At 69.0% G+C, this 13,712-nt stretch carries 8 protein-coding genes; 3 read left to right on the top strand and 5 right to left on the bottom strand.

What is annotated here, in order from left to right; genetic code table 11:
• Window positions 1-60 precede the first annotated feature (60 nt).
• Entirely contained in the window at window positions 61-1,311 is a 1,251-nt protein-coding gene (locus KOL93_RS03450) for a muramidase family protein (RefSeq protein ID WP_308291526.1), read from the top strand.
• 41 nt (window positions 1,312-1,352) lie between these two features.
• Window positions 1,353-3,329 carry a Stk1 family PASTA domain-containing Ser/Thr kinase gene (gene pknB / locus KOL93_RS03445; protein WP_221583937.1) on the top strand — a complete coding sequence of 659 codons (1,977 nt, stop codon included), beginning with the start codon at window positions 1,353-1,355 and terminating at the stop codon, window positions 3,327-3,329.
• A 75-nt stretch (window positions 3,330-3,404) separates the two neighbouring features.
• Here pknB and KOL93_RS03440 read toward each other — a convergent pair whose 3' ends face one another.
• Window positions 3,405-4,742, bottom strand: a complete 1,338-nt coding sequence (locus KOL93_RS03440) for a class II 3-deoxy-7-phosphoheptulonate synthase (RefSeq protein WP_221583936.1) — start codon at window positions 4,740-4,742, stop codon at window positions 3,405-3,407.
• 65 nt (window positions 4,743-4,807) lie between these two features.
• On the bottom strand, window positions 4,808-5,518 hold the full coding sequence (locus KOL93_RS03435) for a lysophospholipid acyltransferase family protein (protein WP_221583935.1): 711 nt from the start codon (window positions 5,516-5,518) through the stop codon (window positions 4,808-4,810).
• A gap of 170 nt (window positions 5,519-5,688) precedes the next feature.
• Here KOL93_RS03435 and KOL93_RS03430 point away from each other — a divergent pair, with 170 nt between their 5' ends.
• Window positions 5,689-7,551: an AMP-dependent synthetase/ligase gene (locus tag KOL93_RS03430; RefSeq protein ID WP_221583934.1), complete on the top strand. Its 1,863-nt coding sequence runs from the start codon at window positions 5,689-5,691 to the stop codon at window positions 7,549-7,551.
• Between the two features lie 88 nt (window positions 7,552-7,639).
• Here the strand turns inward: KOL93_RS03430 and def are convergent, their stop codons facing one another.
• Genes def through KOL93_RS03415 form a run of 3 tightly spaced genes read right to left on the bottom strand, consistent with a single transcriptional unit; the run spans window position 7,640 to window position 13,646 of the window.
• Window positions 7,640-8,131: a peptide deformylase gene (gene def / locus KOL93_RS03425; RefSeq protein ID WP_221583933.1), complete on the bottom strand. Its 492-nt coding sequence runs from the start codon at window positions 8,129-8,131 to the stop codon at window positions 7,640-7,642.
• Window positions 8,128-10,191 (bottom strand): nucleotide-binding protein, encoded by a 2,064-nt coding sequence (locus KOL93_RS03420; RefSeq protein WP_260405919.1) that lies wholly within the window; start codon window positions 10,189-10,191, stop codon window positions 8,128-8,130. Before KOL93_RS03420 ends, def begins: the two co-directional genes overlap by 4 nt.
• 47 nt (window positions 10,192-10,238) lie before the next feature.
• Window positions 10,239-13,646, bottom strand: a complete 3,408-nt coding sequence (locus tag KOL93_RS03415) for a pyruvate carboxylase (protein ID WP_221583932.1) — start codon at window positions 13,644-13,646, stop codon at window positions 10,239-10,241.
• Between the last annotated feature and the right edge of the window lie 66 nt (window positions 13,647-13,712).

Here is a 13,712-nt window from a genome sequence, read left to right as displayed (position 1 = left end):
ATCCGTGACACGGTGACAATCCGCCGACGTGTGTGGTCGGTCGACCCAAAGGGGGAACCTGTGCTCCGTCAGAACCGTGCTCTCGCTGTCGCTCCTGTCGCCATGACAGGCGCGATGGCCCTCGTTCTCAGCGGGGCACCCGCTGTCGCCGCCGAGTCGTCGCCGAAGAGCGATCGCGACCGGCTGCATGAGCGGGCGTCGAAGACGTCACCGCGCGCGCTCGGCGCGGCCGCGGAGAGAACTCCTCCCGCTGGCCTCGCGTCCGGCGCCTCTGGCACGTCACCGTTCTACACGGTCGAATCCGGAGACACGATCACGGGCATCGCGATCCGCCATGGGCTCCGAACGATCGATCTCCTCACGTGGAATGATCTGAACTGGTCGAGCACGATCTTCCCCGGGCAGGAGCTGGTGCTGCGCCAGAGTCTGAACGCCGACGTGCCGAAGGCCCCCGCACCCGCTCCCGAGCAGGCACCGCAGGGATCCACCCACACCGTCGAGGCGGGAGAGACCGTCTGGTCGATCGCGCAGACATACGGCGTCTCCGTCGCCTCGCTCATCGAGGCGAACGAGCTCGGCGAGTCCGCCATCATCTTCCCCGGACAGAAGCTCACGATCCCCGGTTCGACCGCGCCGTCCCGTCCGGATGACACGCCGAGCGAGGGACCCGCGGGCATCCCCGACGATCCGCAGTCGCAGAAGACGCACACCGTCGAGGCCGGCGACACCCTCTGGTCGATCGCCGCCGCGTACGGCATCTCGGTCGACGAGCTGCTCGACGTCAACTCGCTCGACGCGGGCTCGATCATCTACCCGGGACAGGAGCTGATCGTGCAGCGTCCTCCTCAGCAGGAGGAGGACGACGACGAGCCCGAGTCGATCTACGACAGCCCGGTCTACGACCTGCAGGCCGCTCTCAGCACACCGCAGGCCGAGAATGCGCGCATCATCATCCAGGTCGGACGCGAGCTCGGAGTCTCGGACCGGGGCATCGCGATCGCCCTCGCGACCGCCATGGTCGAGTCGAGTATCCGCAACCTCGACTGGGGCGACCGCGACTCGCTCGGGCTGTTCCAGCAGCGCCCGAGCGCGGGCTGGGGCGAGCCCGATGAGCTCGTCGACCGCTACTACGCCACGCGCACCTTCTTCCTCGGAGCTCCCGATGGCGCGACGAACGGTCTGCTCGACCTCTCGGGGTGGGCGGACATGGACTTCGGCGCGGCTGCGCAGGCCGTGCAGATCTCGGCATTCCCCGATCGGTACGACCGCTGGCGCGTCGCGGCCTACGGCTGGCTCGCGCAGCATGGGTGAGCCTTCCGGCTCCTCTCGGGTGGAATCTCTAGACTCTGAGCGTGTCTTCTCGTCCTCAGGCTGATCCCCTCATCGGGCGGCTCGTCGACGGCAGATATCGAGTGCGCGGCCGCATCGCGCGCGGCGGCATGGCGACCGTGTATCTCGCGACCGATCTGCGGCTCGAGCGGCGCATCGCCCTCAAGGTGATGCACCACCACCTGAGCGATGACGACCGTTTCCAGAGCCGATTCATCCAGGAGGCCCGCGCCGCGGCCCGGCTGAGCGACCCGCACGTGGTCAGCGTGTTCGACCAGGGCCAGGACGACGACATCGCGTACCTCGTGATGGAGTATCTGCCGGGCGTCACGCTGCGCGACCTGCTGAACGAGCAGACGCGACTCTCGCTCCAGCGCACGATCACCGTCATGCATGCGGTCCTGTCGGGGCTCGCGTCCGCGCACCGAGCAGGTTTCATCCACCGCGATGTGAAGCCGGAGAACGTGCTCCTGGCGGAAGACGGTCGCGTCAAGATCGGCGACTTCGGGCTCGCTCGCGCGACATCGGCGAACACGGCGACGGGCCAGCAGCTCCTCGGCACGATCGCCTACCTCGCCCCCGAGCTCGTCACGCAGGGCACAGCGGATGCGCGCACCGACATCTACGCACTCGGCATCATGCTGTACGAGATGCTGACGGGCGAGCAGCCGTATCGAGGCGAGCAGCCGATGCAGATCGCGTATCAGCACGCCACCGAGCAGGTTCCCCGCCCGAGCATCAAGAATCCCGGCGTTCCCGAGCAGCTCGACGAGCTCGTGCTCTGGGCGACCGAGCGCGAGCCCGACGAACGACCGGACGACGCGCAGGTCATGCTGGATCGGCTGCGCGAGATCGAGGATCAGCTCGGCATCGCCCCCCTGCCCGCTCGCGGTCGTCCGAGCCCCGCGACCCCCAGCGACGACAGCGACGGCGAGACGAAGCTGCTGCCGCCATCGATCGACACGACAGGCGCCACGACCGTGCTCGCGGGCACCCGCCCCCTCGACCAGGCGGCGGCGAACGCGGACAACGCCGAGAGACTCCGGGCAGCGACTCGGCGCCGCACCACCCGCGGCTGGTGGATCGCCGTCGTCGTCGTCCTCCTCGCCGCCGTCGCCGGCGGCACGGGATGGTGGCTCGGGTCCGGCCCCGGATCCATGATCGCCGTGCCCGAATTCGCTCCCGGCACCACGTTCCCGCAGGCCGCGGACGAGCTCGCCGCGCGCGAACTCGTCGCCGTCGAGGAGACCGAGAGCAGCCTCGAGGTCTCCGAGGGCGAGATCATCGCCGTCTCCCCCGACAGCGGTACGCGCATGTATCCCGGAGAAGCCGTGACGATCACCACGTCGCTCGGACCCGCATCGGTGCAGCTCGATTCCCTGCGCGGCATGACTCTGGAACAGGTCGACGCGCATGCGAGCGACGCCGTGATCAGCGTGCGCGACGACGTCGCCGAGGTGTTCGACGGAGGCGAGGCCGGGACCGTGGTGGGAGCGCAGCTCCTGCCCGCCGGATCCGATGACGGCTACGCATGCCTCGACGGATGCGGCGCGCACCAGGGCGACGAGCTCGCGGTCACGGTATCGGCCGGTTCCCTCCCCGATGTCGCGAACGTGTCGGTCGAGGAGGCGCGCGAGCGCCTCGACGAGGTGGCGCTCGGTGCCGCCGACGAGACCGAGCAGTGGTACAGCGACGACATCGCCAAGGGGCTCGTCATCGGCATCGCCGAGAATCCCGAAGGCGAGGAATGGCGCCCCGGCGACACCGTCACGCTCATCGAGTCGCTCGGCCCTGAGCCCTTCCCCGTACCGGATGTGGCCGGCATGACCCGAGATGACGCGAAGGCCGCGCTCGAAGCCGCCGGCTTCGCCGTCGACTATGCCGGGATCTGGAACGTGGTGCCCAACGGTCTGACCACGGCGACAGGAACGGACCCGGCAAGCGGCACCGAGCAGCCACTTGGGACCACCATCTACATTCAGATCACCGCGACGCAGTAGTCCGCGGCCGCACATCTCGGAGACGACGCGAGGCCGGACCCGATCGGGTCCGGCCTCGCGTCCGTCACCTGACGGTCAGCGCTTCTCGAGCTCCTCGGCCACGAGGAACGCCAGCTCGAGCGACTGCTTGTGGTTGAGCCGCGGGTCGCAGAGCGACTCGTAGCGCGTGGCGAGGGTGGCCTCGTCGATGTCCTCGGACCCGCCGAGGCACTCCGTGACGTCGTCGCCCGTGAGCTCCACGTGGATACCGCCGGGGTGCGTGCCCGTCGCGCGGTGCGCCTCGAAGAATCCGCGGACCTCGTCGACGACGTCGTCGAAACGGCGCGTCTTGTAGCCCGTCGGCGTCGCGAACCCGTTGCCGTGCATCGGATCCGTGACCCACAGCGGCTGAGCTCCCGACGCCTTCACCGCCTCGAGGAGCGGCGGGAGCGCATCGCGGATTTTTCCGGCTCCCATGCGGGTGATGAACGTGAGCCGGCCTGGCTCGCGCTCGGGGTCGAGCTTGTCGATGAGCGCGAGCGCCGTCTCGGGAGTCGTCGTCGGGCCGAGCTTGACGCCGATCGGATTGCGGATCTTCGAGACGAAGTCGATGTGCGCGCCGTCGAGCTCTCGCGTGCGCTCACCCACCCAGATGAAGTGCGCTGACGTGTCGTACACGTCGCCCGTGCGCGAATCGACGCGCGTGAGGGGGCGCTCGTAGTCCATGAGCAGGCCCTCGTGGCCCGTGTAGAAGTCGACGCGCTTGAGCTCCTCGAAGTCGGCGCCCGCCGCCTCCATGAACTTGATCGCGCGATCGATCTCCGTCGCCATCTGCTCGTAGCGCTTGTTCGCCGGGTTCTCCGCGAAGCCCTTGTTCCACAGGTGCACCTCACGCAGGTCGGCGAACCCGCCCTGCGTGAACGCGCGGATGAGATTCAGGGTGCTCGCGGCCGTGTGGTAGGCACGCAGCAGGCGCTCCGGATCGGCCGTGCGCGACTCCTCGGTGAAGTCGAACCCGTTCACGATCTCGCCGCGGAAGGCAGGCAGTGTGACGTCGCCGCGCGTCTCGTCGTCCTTCGAGCGCGGCTTGGCGAACTGGCCCGCCATGCGCCCCATCTTCACGATCGGCATCGACGCGCCGTACGTCAGAACGACCGCCATCTGCAGAACCGTCTTGATGCGGTTGCGGATCTTATCCGCCGTCGCGCCCGCGAAGGTCTCGGCGCAGTCGCCGCCCTGCAGGAGGAACGCCTTGCCTGCGGCCGCCTGCCCCAGCCGATATCGCATCTCGTCGACCTCGCCCGCGAAGACGAGCGGCGGAAGAGTCGCCAGCTCGGCGGAGACCAGCTCGACGGCGGCCTGGTCGGGCCACTGCGGCTGCTGCTTGATCGGGAGGTCGCGCCACGCATCGAGCGCGTCGAGGGAGTGCTGCATCCCACGATCCTAGCGGCCCGCCGGAAGCGGATCGGGACGTATGTCGGAACGGGACGTGAACCGCGTCAGGAGGACGAGCCGGCGACGGGCTCGGTGTCGCTCTCCGCGCGCGTGCGGTGCGCGGAGGCGTACTCGTCGACGTACTCCTGGCCGCCGAGCTGCTGCAGGGCGATCATGATCTCGTCGGTCACGCTGCGCAGGACGAACCGGTCGTCCTCGAGTCCCTCGTATCGAGAGAAGTCCAATGGCTCACCGACCACCATGCCGACGCGCATGATGCGCGGCATCGAGGATCCGATCGGCAGCATGGTGTCGGTATCGACCATGACGACGGGGATCACCGGCGCCTTCGCGACGAGCGCCATGCGCGCGAGGCCGGTGCGGCCTTTGTAGAGCCGCCCGTCGGGACTGCGCGTGCCCTCGGGATAGATGCCGAGCAGGTCCCCGCGGCCGATCACCTGCAGGGCGGTGTTGAGCGCCGCCTCCGACGCCGATCCGCCCGACCTGTCGATCGCGATCTGCCCTGTGCCCTTCATGAACCACTTCGTCGCCCACCCCTTGAGCCCCGTGCCCGTGAAGTACTCGGCCTTGGCGAGGAAGGACATGGGCCGGTCGAGCATGAGCGGCAGGAAGATCGAATCCATGACCGAGAGGTGGTTCGACGCGAGGATCGCCGCGCCCTGCTGCGGCACATGCTGGGCGCCCGTGATCCACGGGCGGAAGATGCCCTTGAGCACCGGGCCGATGACCAGGTACTTGAGGATCCAGTAAATCAACGTCAGGCGCTCCAGAGGTGTGAGGGACGGCGTTGAGTCTAGCCCTCGTGCGGGCTCTCCCACGCGAACGCACGACGGGATTCGCGCCGTTGTCGCTCGCGCACAACGTCTGGCGGTGCCCGCCGCCGCGCACCTACACTCGAGGGATACGACCGCGTGCGCGACACCCGATGCGCACGGCCCCGACCGGTATCAAAGGAGCTGCCGTGATCGAGTTCTCCGCCGACCTCGTCGTGCCGACCGACCCGAACCGCAACATCGCCGACCTTCTCGCCGACCGCGTGCGCGACACCCCCGATCGAGTGCTGTTCGGGCTCCCCGACGGCGACAGATGGCGTGACAAGACGGCACGCGAGTTCGAGAGCGAGGTGATCGCACTCGCGAAGGGATTCGTCGCCGCGGGCGTTCGCCCCGGCGACAAGGTCGGCTTCCTCGCGCGCACGACATACGAGTGGACGCTCGTCGACTTCGCGCTCCACTACGCGGGCGCTGTCATGGTGCCCGTGTACGAGACGAGCTCACCCGATCAGATCCAATGGATCCTGTCCGACTCCGGCGCGGTCGCGCTCATGGTCGAGACGGCGGCTCACGACGAGCGCATCGCCGAGGTCCGTGATCAGCTGCCGCTCCTCGGCCTCTACTGGCGCATGGATGAGGGGGCGCTCGACGATCTCGTCGCGCAGGGGGCCGAGGTCGACGACGACGAGATCGACCGCCGCCGCCACCTCGCGCGCGGAGACGACGTCGCGACGATCATCTACACCTCCGGTTCCACAGGCCGCCCCAAGGGGTGCGTGCTCACGCACAGCAACTTCGTCGACCTCGCGCAGAACGCGTACGTCTCGCTGTCCGAGGTCATGGACCAGCCGGGCGCCTCGACGGTGCTCTTCATCACGACCGCGCACGTGTTCGCGCGGTTCATGTCGGTGCTCTACATCCACGCCGGCATCCGAACCGGCCACGAGCCGAACACGAAGAACCTCGTGAAGACGCTCGGGTCGTTCAAGCCGACGATCCTTCTCGCCGTTCCTCGCGTGTTCGAGAAGGTGTACAACTCGGCAGAGCAGAAGACCGAGGCAGAGGGTAAGGGCGGCATCTTCCGTCGGGCCGCGAAGGTCGCCATCGAGCACGCGCGCCGCGAGCAGGAGGGCGAGCGCATCGGCCCCGTGCTCGCGTTCCAGTTCAAGCTCTTCGACAAGCTCGTGTACGGCAAGCTCCGCGATCTTATGGGCGGGCGCGTGACCTACGCCGTCTCGGGCTCGGCCCCCCTCGGTGCGCACCTCGGATACTTCTTCCGCGGCCTCGGGATCAAGATCCTCGAGGGCTACGGCCTCACCGAGACGACCGCTCCCGCGACCGTCAACGTTCCCGCCCGCATCGAGGTCGGCACGGTCGGCCCGCCGCTCCCCGGCGTCGGCATCCGCCTCGACGACGACGGCGAGATCCAGGTGCGCGGCATCAACGTCTTCCGCGAGTACTGGCGCAATCCCGAGGCGACAGACGCTGCGTTCGACGGATCGTGGTTCCGCACGGGCGACATCGGCGAGGTCCACGACGGCTACCTGTCGATCACCGGGCGCAAGAAGGAGATCATCGTCACGGCCGGCGGAAAGAACGTCGCGCCGACGATGCTCGAAGACCCCATCCGCGCCAACCCGATCATCGGCCAGGTCGTCGCCGTCGGCGACCAGAAGCCCTTCATCTCGGCGCTCGTGACGCTCGATCCCGAGATGCTTCCGGCGTGGCTCAAGACGCACGGCGAGTCGGCGGACCTCACCCTCGAGCAGGCGGCGAAGACATCGGCGGTGCGCGACGAGGTGCAGAAGGCGATCGATCAGGCCAATACGCGCGTCTCGCGCGCGGAGTCGATCCGCGAGTTCCGCATCCTCCCGACGGAGTGGACGGAGGCCTCCGGTCATCTCACGCCGAAGCTCTCGATCAAGCGCGCGGTGATCCTCGCCGACTTCGCCGAGGACATCGAGGCGATCTATTCGACCCCGAAGGACGTCACCTCGACGATCGCAGTCGGCTGACTCCGGAGAAGAGCGAGAGGCGGGGCCCGATCATCCGATCAGGTCCCGCCTCTCGCGTGCGGACGTCAAGACCGGATCCGCGCCGTTCTCAGAACCAGTCGCTCTCGCGGACCTCTCGCATCGCGATGCGGCGCTCATCCTTCGCGAGGCGCTGCAGGTAGACCATGCCGTCGAGATGGTCGGTCTCGTGCTGGAGCATCTGCGCGAAGAGGCCCTCGCCCTCCAAGACGATCGTCTCGCCGTCGACATCCTGCCCTTCGACACGCGCGTAGGGATGACGGAGCGCGTCGTGCCAGAGACCGGGGACCGACAGGCACCCCTCTCCCGTCGGAACGACGTCGCCGCGCACCTCGACGATGCGCGGGTTGAGGATCGCGCCGACGCGATCATCGACGTTGTAGCTGAACGCACGGAGGCCGACGCCGATCTGCGGCGCCGCGACGCCCGCGCGCCCCGGGACCCTGACGGTCTCGATGAGGTCGTCGACGAGGGCGCGGATGCCGTCGTCGAACGCGGTGATCTCGGCGCAGGCCATGCGGAGCACCGGGTCGCCGTAGAGGCGGATCTCACGCACGGTCATGCGCCGCGGATCCCCTCGACGACGAGAGCAGCGAGGTCGCGAGCGGCGTCGCGCGTCCTGCTGTCGAGCTCGTGGAACGCGATCGCGCCGCCCGTCGCGAGCCGCGCATCGTACGGGAGACGCACCACAGCGCGGGCGCGTGTGCGGAAGTGCGATTCGAGCTCGTCGAGACGCACGGGGGCCTTGCCCGGCCCGTCCTGATTGAGCACGACGATCGCGTTCTGCGCCTCGTCGGCGAAGCCGTTCGTCTCGAGCCAGGTGAGCGTCTCGGACGCGAGGCGGGCCTCGTCGAGGCTGCGCCCCGCGACGATCACGATCTGGTCGGCGAGGTCGAGGGCCGCGTCCATCACCGAGTGCACGATGCCTGTGCCGGTGTCGGTGAGCACGATCGAATAGTAGTGCTCGGCAACGGCTGCGACCGTGCGGTAGTCCTCATCGCTGAAGGCCTCGGAGACGTGCGGATCCGTGTCGGACGCGAGCACGTCGAGGCGGGTGTCGTCCCGCACCACGAGCGCGGACATGTCGCCGTAGCCGCGGATCTCGTCACGGCCGCGCACGACGTCGCGCACGGTCTTGCCGCTCGCGTGCGAGATCCGCTCCGCGAGTGTGCCGCGGTCGGGGTTGGCATCGACGGCGATGACGCGATCGTCGCGCGCGTCGGCGAGCGCCATTCCGAGAAGCGCCGAGACGGTCGTCTTGCCGACGCCGCCCTTGCGACTCAGGACGCCGACGAATCGCGCGCGACCGCTGAGTGGCGCGGCGATGCGCGCCGTCTGCTCGCGGCGAGCCCGCGTCTTCCGGCCGTCGCCGAGGTTGATGAGGCCGCCCGTCGCCGAGTAGACGATGCGACGCCACGGGTCCACCGGCTCCGGCTTCCGAATCGCGGACGAATCGAGCAGGCGATCCTCCGTGAGCACGTCGCTCGACTCGCGCGCGGCGGCACTCGTCACCTCCCCTGCACGACGGGCGGGCGGGCGCAGGAAGGACCGGCGGTCGTCGCGCGTCACCGGCTCGACGGTGTTCGCGTCATCTTCCGTCGCGGGCGCCGGAACGATCTCGGTCGCACGCACGGGCGCCTCGGTCGAGGGCGTGCGCGGCGCCGGCGCGGGAACGTGGCCGGGGCGACGAGCTGTCACGGTGTCGGTCTCCTCATCGGCGGCCGCGGCGGCCTCCGAGTCGTCTGCGCCGCGCTCGGCGGAAGCGGCCTGGTCGATCGCCGTCTCGATCTCGTCGAGATCGGCTGCGCTCTCGGAGACGACGGCGCCTGGCTCGTGGTCGCTCAGATCCGGGCCGACGCCATCCTCGCCGGCTTGCTCGGTCAGGACGGCGTCGTCGATCGATCGCGCATCCTCCGACGCGCTCTCATCGGCTGCCGCGACGGGATCGTCGACCGGCTCGGCCGTCGCGTCGTCGATCGAGTCATCTCCCGGAGGGACATCCTCGACAAGCGAGACGTCGTCCGCCTCGTCGTCGACCGCGTCCGCGTCGCCATCCGTCTCCGGCTCAGGCACCTCGTCGACGGCGGTGGGAGCCTCGTCGCCGTTCGACACGTCCTCGACGATCGAATCGATGACAGAAGCGGCGGCATCGTCCGCCGGATCGCCGACGGCGTGCTCGCCATCGTCTTCGACGTCATCCTCCGCGCCGCCGCGCGCGACGACATCTGCGGGAAGCTCGTCGGGGGCGAGGTCGTCGACGTCCATCTCGTGAGCGGTCCCCTCGATGTCGACGACGTCTGCGTCGCCATCCGGCTCGACGGTGTCGTCGGTCTCCAGGACGGCGTCGTCGGTCACATCGTCCTCAGCGTCGACGTCATCGGACTCATCCTCGACGTCGTCATCGGATGCGGCCCTCCGCACAGGCACGTCATGGAGGCCGTCGGGGGTGATCTCGTCGGCCGTGACGCCGTCGTCCGCATCGTCATCGCGGTACCCGGCGGGCAGGTGAACTCGCACCTGGGAGGTGCCGCCGAGATCGATCGCGGTCGTGTCGATGCCCACATCGCCGAGCACGCCGTTGTCGTCCAGCTCGTCGCGAGACGTCTTGCGGTCTGCTGCCAAGGTCAGCTCCTGAGAAACGGGGGCGGGGGTATCCCGCCCCCGAGACTTTACTGGGCGGGTGCGATGACGACCAAAAGGTCGCCCGCGTCGACCTGCTGCGTCTCGCCGATCGCGACGCGCTCGACGACGCCCGTCGTCGTGGCCCCCACCGCGGCCTCCATCTTCATCGCCTCGATCGATGCCACCGCGGCGCCCGCCTCGACCTCATCGCCCGGCGCGACCTTGAGGGTGACGACGCCGGAGAACGGCGCGGCGACGTGCCCGGGGTCGGCGCGGTCGGCCTTCTCCGCCTCGTGCGTGTCGACCGCAATGGAACGGTCGCGCGCCTCGACGGGGCGCAGCTGACCATTGAGCGTGGTCATCACCGAACGCATGCCCTTGTCATCGGCCTCGCCGATCGACTCGAGAGCGACGTACAGCTCGACGCCCTTCTCGAGCTCGACCACGTGCTCCGACCCCTGCTCGAGCCCGTAGAGATAGTCGCTCGTGTCGAGCACCGACACGTCTCCGTAGTTGCGTCGGCTCTCTTCGAACACGGCCGTCGGCTGGGGGAACAGCAGACGATTGAGGGCGGTGCGACGCGAGGCCGAGTCGCCGTCGAGCGCCTTCTGCTCGTCCTCGGAGATCGGCGTCACGCCGACGTGCACGTCGCGGCCCGCGAGAACCTTCGAACGGAAGGGCTCGGGCCACCCGCCCGGGAGCTCGCCGAGCTCCCCCGCCATGAAGCCCACCACCGAATCGGGGACGTCGTACTTCTCGGGGTTCTCCTCGAAGTCCTGGGGATCCGCCTTGACGGCCGCGAGGTGCAGGGCGAGATCGCCGACCACCTTCGACGACGGCGTCACCTTGGGGATCCGCCCCAGCATGCGGTCGGCCGCCGCATACATGTCCTCGATGAGCTCGAAGTCGTCGGCGAGGCCGAGCGCGATGGCCTGCTGGCGCAGATTCGACAGCTGTCCTCCGGGGATCTCGTGCGTGTACACGCGTCCGGTCGGCCCCGCGAGGCCGGATTCGAACGGGCGGTAGACCTGACGCACGGTCTCCCAGTACGGTTCGAGGTCGGCGACCGCCTGCAGGTCGAGGCCGGTGTCGCGACCCGTATGTGCCAGCGCGGCCACGAGCGCGGAGAGCGACGGCTGGCTCGTCGTGCCGGCCATGGTCGCGGACGCCGCGTCGACCGCATCCGCTCCCGCCGCGCTCGCGGACAGCAGTGTGCCGAGCTGGCCACCGGCTGTGTCGTGGGTGTGCACGTGCACGGGGAGGGCGAACTCGCGACGCAGGGCCGTCACGAGCGCGGACGCGGCCGCCGGCCGCAGGAGACCCGCCATGTCCTTGATGGCGAGGACGTGCGCACCCGCGTCGACGATCTGCTCGGCGAGGCGCAGGTAGTAGTCGAGCGTGTAGAGCTTCTCCGATGGATCCAGCAGATCTCCCGTATAGCAGACGGCGACCTCCGCCAGCGTCGAGCCGGTCCCGCGGACGGCATCGATTGCGGGACGCATCTGGTCGACGTCGTTGAGGGCGTCGAAGATCCGGAAGATGTCGATCCCGGTCGCCGCCGCTTCCTGCACGAACGCATCGGTGACCTCGGTCGGATACGGCGTGTATCCGACCGTGTTGCGACCACGCAGCAGCATCTGGATCGCGACGTTCGGCAGTTCGTCGCGCAGGCGCGAGAGCCGCTCCCACGGATCCTCGCTCAGGAAGCGCAGCGCGACATCGTAGGTTGCACCGCCCCATGCCTCGACCGACAGCAGCTGCGGCGTCGTGCGCGCGACGTGCGGCGCGACATCGAGCAGGTCCTTCGTGCGCACACGCGTCGCCAGAAGCGACTGATGCGCATCGCGGAAGGTCGTATCGGTGACGGCGAGCGCCTTCTGCTCGCGAAGAGCACGCGCGAAGCCCTCGGGGCCGAGTTCGAGGAGCCTCTGCCGACTGCCGTCGGGCGCGGGCTGCTCGATGTCGATCGTGGGGAGCTTCTCACGGGGATCCACGCGGGTCGGGCGCTCGCCGTGCGGCCTGTTCACCGTGACATCGACCATCCAGCGCAGGAGCTTCGTCCCGCGGTCCTTCGACACACGGCCCTTCAGCAGCTCCGGTCGCTCATCGATGAACGACGTCGACAGGTCTCCCGCGACGAACGCGGGATCGTCGAGAACGGCGCGCTGGAAGGGGATGTTGGTGGCGACGCCGCGGATCCGGAACTCGGCGAGGGCGCGTCGTGCCCGTGCCACGGCCGCGGGGAAGTCGCGTCCGCGCACCGTGAGCTTGGCCAGCATCGAGTCGAAGTGCGGCGACACCTGCGATCCCGCGGCCGTCGTCCCGCCGTCGATGCGGATCCCCGCACCACCCGGAGACCTGTACGTCGTGATCTTTCCCGTGTCCGGTCGGAACCCCTGCGAGGGGTCTTCCGTCGTAATCCGGCACTGCAGCGCCGCGCCGTGGAGCGTGATCCTGTCCTGGGTGAGCCCGAGCGACTCGAGCGACTCCCCCGATGCGATGCGCATCTGCGTCTGAACGAGGTCGACGTCGGTGACCTCTTCTGTCACGGTGTGCTCGACCTGGATGCGCGGATTCATCTCGATGAACACGGCCTCGCCTGTGCGCGGCCCCTCGGTCTCGAGGAGGAACTCGACGGTGCCCGCGTTCTGGTAGCCGATCGACTCGGCGAAGGCGATGGCGTGGCGATGCAGAGAGGCGGCGATCTCGGGAGCGAGGTTGGGAGCGGGAGCGAGCTCGACGACCTTCTGATGGCGACGCTGGACCGAGCAGTCGCGCTCGAAGAGATGCACCGTGCGGCCCTCGCCGTCGGCGAGCACCTGCACCTCGATATGACGCGGCCGGAGCACGGCCTGCTCGAGGAACATGCGCGAATCGCCGAACGCGCTGCCCGCCTCGCGCATCGCCTCCTCGAGCGCGGGCGCGAGCTCATCCTTCGTCGCGACGCGGCGCATGCCTCGCCCGCCACCGCCCGCGACGGCCTTCGCGAAGAGCGGGAAGCCGATGTCGTCGGACTGGGCGACGAGCGCGTCGACGTCGTCGGTCGCGTCGGTCGATCGCAGGACGGGGACGTCGGCTGCGACCGCGTGCTCTTTGGCGGTGACCTTGTTGCCGGCCATCTCGAGCACGTGCGAGGGCGGGCCGATGAAGGTGATGCCGTTCGCCGCCGCCTTCTCGGCGAGGTCGGGGTTCTCGGAGAGGAAGCCATAGCCGGGGTAGATCGCGTCGGCTCCGGATTCGATCGCCACGCGCACGATCTCGTCGACGTCGAGGTACGCCCGAACCGGGTGCCCCTCCACGCCGATCTGGTAGGCCTCGTCCGCCTTCAGCCGGTGCAGGGAGTTGCGGTCTTCGATCGGGAACACCGCAACCGTCCGCGCACCGAGCTCGTATGCGGCGCGGAATGCGCGGATCGCGATCTCTCCCCGGTTGGCGACGAGAACCTTCGAGAACATATGCCTCCCTAGGCAGTGTGCGGATCCGCCGACTGATTTCGGCGGGCCGAGACGGCTCACAGCTTA

It is taken from the genome of Microbacterium salitolerans, assembly GCF_019720895.1.
Taxonomy (GTDB): domain Bacteria; phylum Actinomycetota; class Actinomycetes; order Actinomycetales; family Microbacteriaceae; genus Microbacterium.
Note: the sequence above shows the minus strand (reverse complement) of the source record. Positions and strands in the feature narration are given on the sequence as shown.

Bases quoted from the DNA above. Each gene is read 5' to 3' on its own strand.
- KOL93_RS03440 (WP_221583936.1), bottom strand. From the start codon at position 4,742: ATGCAGCACTCCCTCGACGCGCTCGATGCGTGGCGCGACCTCCCGATC.
- KOL93_RS03430 (WP_221583934.1), top strand. From the start codon at position 5,689: ATGCGCACGGCCCCGACCGGTATCAAAGGAGCTGCCGTGATCGAGTTC.
- def (WP_221583933.1), bottom strand. From the start codon at position 8,131: ATGACCGTGCGTGAGATCCGCCTCTACGGCGACCCGGTGCTCCGCATG.
- KOL93_RS03415 (WP_221583932.1), bottom strand. From the start codon at position 13,646: ATGTTCTCGAAGGTTCTCGTCGCCAACCGGGGAGAGATCGCGATCCGC.